This window comes from Falsiroseomonas sp. E2-1-a20, assembly GCF_051433195.1.
GTDB lineage: Bacteria > Pseudomonadota > Alphaproteobacteria > Acetobacterales > Acetobacteraceae > Falsiroseomonas.
This window is the reverse complement of the sequence record NZ_JBHMFT010000113.1, coordinates 1-3,463: the sequence shown is the minus strand read 5'-3', so window position 1 is coordinate 3,463 and position 3,463 is coordinate 1. Positions and strand designations below refer to the sequence as shown.

General features: G+C 61.2%; 2 protein-coding genes. Both read right to left on the bottom strand.

Going from position 1 to position 3,463, the window contains the following annotated elements; translation table 11 throughout:
* Nucleotides 1-1,967: DNA polymerase (locus ACFHPP_RS30630; RefSeq protein ID WP_437167012.1), on the bottom strand; the 1,967-nt coding region annotated here is incomplete at its 3' end.
* Nucleotides 1,967-3,442: a VapE domain-containing protein gene (locus ACFHPP_RS30625; protein WP_437167011.1), complete on the bottom strand. Its 1,476-nt coding sequence runs from the start codon at nt 3,440-3,442 to the stop codon at nt 1,967-1,969. The genes ACFHPP_RS30630 and ACFHPP_RS30625, both read right to left, overlap by 1 nt.
* Between the last annotated feature and the right edge of the window lie 21 nt (nt 3,443-3,463).

Here is a 3,463-nt window from a genome sequence, read left to right as displayed (position 1 = left end):
GCCGCGACGCACGGATGAGTATTCAGCAAGCTCGGCGTGGTGGGTGTGGAAAACGCCCTGACCTTCTCCTGAGCGACCAGATGCTCGATGAGGCTGAGCGTGGCTGCACCCCTTGCGTCCCGATAGGGACGATCATGGGTGTAGACAGTCGCCTCAACGCCAAGCCGAACCTTCGGGCCAATGATAATCTCGGCGGCTTCCTCCATCATGGCGCGCACCACGGCCGTCGTCGCCTCAACGTCCTCCTCACGGCACTGAACATAGATGGCGTCGTGCAACGTGCAGACCACGTAGATCTCCGTCTCCGCCATCCGCATGACGGTCCAGCGCAGCATCGACGCTCCGTTCGTCTGCATCGGCACGTTGAGCAACTGGGTGTGCCGCGTCTCAGCATCGACGAAGTACAACCATCCATCGAAGGAGTTCGCCCAACCTTCCTCACGCGCCTCGCGTGCCTGACGTTCGAGGTACTGCCAATAAACCGGAAAAGTCTGCTTGTGCCACCTGTAGATTTCCCGTGCCTTATCGGTTGCCTGCTCGCGGGTGATCTGCTGGGTGTCGTGACCCGCATTCAGATCGGCGTACAGCGACCGCGACAGGCCAAGCACCCCCATCCCGTAGCCGAGACCCAGTTGGCAGCTTTTGTACGCCTGCCGGGCCGACTTGAACCTTGGGTCTTTGGGATCGACAGCATCCTGGGGAACCGCGCCAGCGAGCCGAGCCAGTTCGAAGTAAATGTCCGACGCCATAAATGCATCGCGAAGCTTCTCATCTCCTGACAAAGCGACTGCGATCCCGATTTCTTGCTTTGACCAATCCAACTGGATGAGCGCCATGCCCGGCTGCGGCCGGATTACGGACCGAAGCCATGGCGGAAGGTTGAAGAGAAAACCACGCGCAGCCATCGGCTGATTTCGCCCGGTGCGGGTATAGAAAGCGATGGACTCTGGCCTGATGTGCCCGTCTCGCTCCAATGCGACGAGCCCGTCGTTGTTAAGCTGGGCCAGGGTGTTCCGCGTCTGCTTGAACTCCACCAGGATAGGAAACGCCTTGATGAGATCGTCGAGGTAGGAATCCTCCAATTTCCGCCGCCCTGCATTCGTCCGCTCCCAATCGTCATAGAACGGCTGGGCTTTCAGGTACGCCTCAAGACCCGCATAGTTGAATGAGTACGTCGTCTCGTACCGGCGCACCCGAGTCAAAGGGTCGATAGACACGACCTTCTTCTTTTGCCTGTAGATTTCGTGACCATACTGCGCATTGCAACGCTCCGCGAGCGCGTTGCGGATGGCCGTGCGATGGCGAAAAATGTCCCGCAGCCACTCAACATGAACGGGAATGCCACGACTGCGATGTTCAAGATTCGCCGAGGCTTTCAGGTACTCGCCGCGCAGTGCAGCGATGTCGCCATCCCACACCCCCGCAGCACGGGTGCCGCATGCATCGTGGAAGACGTTTAGCCAGTCCAGTAGATCGACAAGCGGCAATACGTCGGACCAGCAGTAGTCGCAGATGTCGGCCCACTCCTCCTCAGTCCATGACAACTGACCGAGGATGAGCGCACGCATGAAGTCCTTGTGCTGCTCCGGGGTCTGGCCTTCACCCACCCGTAGCGGGACGTGGCTGATGTCGAGCACCTTCATGTGTCCGAGGAGGCTCGGCCGCCGGAGGAAGAAGGCCGAGGTCGTCCCGCAGACCATGTGGAGTTCCGCCATGAGGTCGATCCAGCGCATCGGCCGGATGTCTAGGCCGAGCCACAGGAAGCAGGACATTTCGGCCTGAGCCGCGTAAGCGGCCCAGGTGTGATCGGGCCGCGCGGCCACGTATTGGCGAAGGGCTTCCGCACCCAAGGGGGTGCGGAAGTCGATGGTGGTGCGCTCCATGCTGGCGCCGTCGAGGAAGGCACCGACCAGTACCCGCCGGGTGTCCGACTGGAACTCGAAGTCGCAGAACACCACAGCGGGCATCAGATGTGCCCCCGCGTAGCTGCTGTCGGACGCCGCTCGTCGAGATCGACGATAGTCTCGTGGCCACGCCACTCAAACGTCGTTCCGGCCTTCGCGCCGGTTCGCAGGAACGGGAGCTTGCCTGTTTTCTCGATACGAGACATTTCGCGGCCGAATGCCACCAGGGAGGTGGCGGTGCGAGGCGAGTGCCGCTGCTCCCAGTCGCGGAAGATGCCGTGCAGTTCGGCGGAGGTCAGCGGCACCTTGCGTGCAAACGCCGTCAGCCCCTCGATCCACACCTCTCCGGGAGAACGATCCCGCGCTTCCTCCTGGCGCGCTGCCAGCATGCACTTGAATGGCATGATCGGGTCCGGACCGTAGGGGTCAACCGAGCGCCACAGTGCAAACCAGTCGAATGCATTGATGGCGTCCCATTCGGCGTTCTTGCTGAACGTCAGCAGCGCGAACCGCCGCGTTCCGGTCGGGTCGGCAATGAGTTCAGCCAAAACGTCGGCGTTGCCCGTCCCAATAAAGGTGGCGCGCTGTGGTACCTTCACAAGTGAATTCGTGTGCATCGGTCGCCTGTCCAGCTTGTCGGCGGTGACACACTGGCGGACGGTCTCGATGTCCGCCTTCGTCGATTTGCCCATCTCGTCGAGGAACAGGGCGTGATTTGCCCAGAGATCGATGTTCCGGTCGTCGCAGATGATCTTGAAATCCACTACGGCGGTGACTTCCCAGATGGGGCGAAGCAGCCGCTTGCAGAACTCGCTCTTTCCGGCCCCCTGCTTGCCGACGATGACCGGCACGAGGTGGCCACTCACCGGCAGACTGAGCGCCTTGCGCCGCACCTGATGGCAGAACTTCATCAGCACAGCAGCAGCGAACTCGGGCGATGATTCACTCGTGTCGAAGGAGCGTCGGCAAAGATCGACGAGGGCGGCCTGCACGGAGTTCACCTCGTCCGGCATCATCGGCTCCGAGATCGCAGTGATGATCTCGCCTCGGCGTGCCTCCTTAGCAACGTAGTACCACTTCTCGACAGCATCATTCACGCTGCCGGGGGTGAACTGAAGGTGGAGGATGTTGGCCTCCACGCGGGCGCCGAGCATCACCCGATGCAACATCTCGGCGCCGGTTGGCGACACGACGGCTCCGTCAGCCAGCACGGTGTAACAGCGACGTTCCGTCCAAAGATGAACGTACTCAAGCGGATGGCGCGGCACCGCGCCGAGGGCCTGCCGGACGCGCTCATTCCGAATAGCAGTGTCGATATCCTTCGCCTTGAAGCCGAGCGTAGTCACGGCATAATCACGCAGCTTGCAAAGAGCCGGGTGGTCCATGTTGAGGCCGGTGAAGATGCTGTGCGGCGTCGGGAGATCACCCTCGTCGCCGGACTTCAACCACACCAGTCGTGCATCGATGTCAGTTTCATGCGCGCCAAAAAGCAGGCGCGCGTCCTCATCCGCGAAAGCGCGGTCAGTAGCATCCAACATAAAAGCGTAGTCCCAAAATCA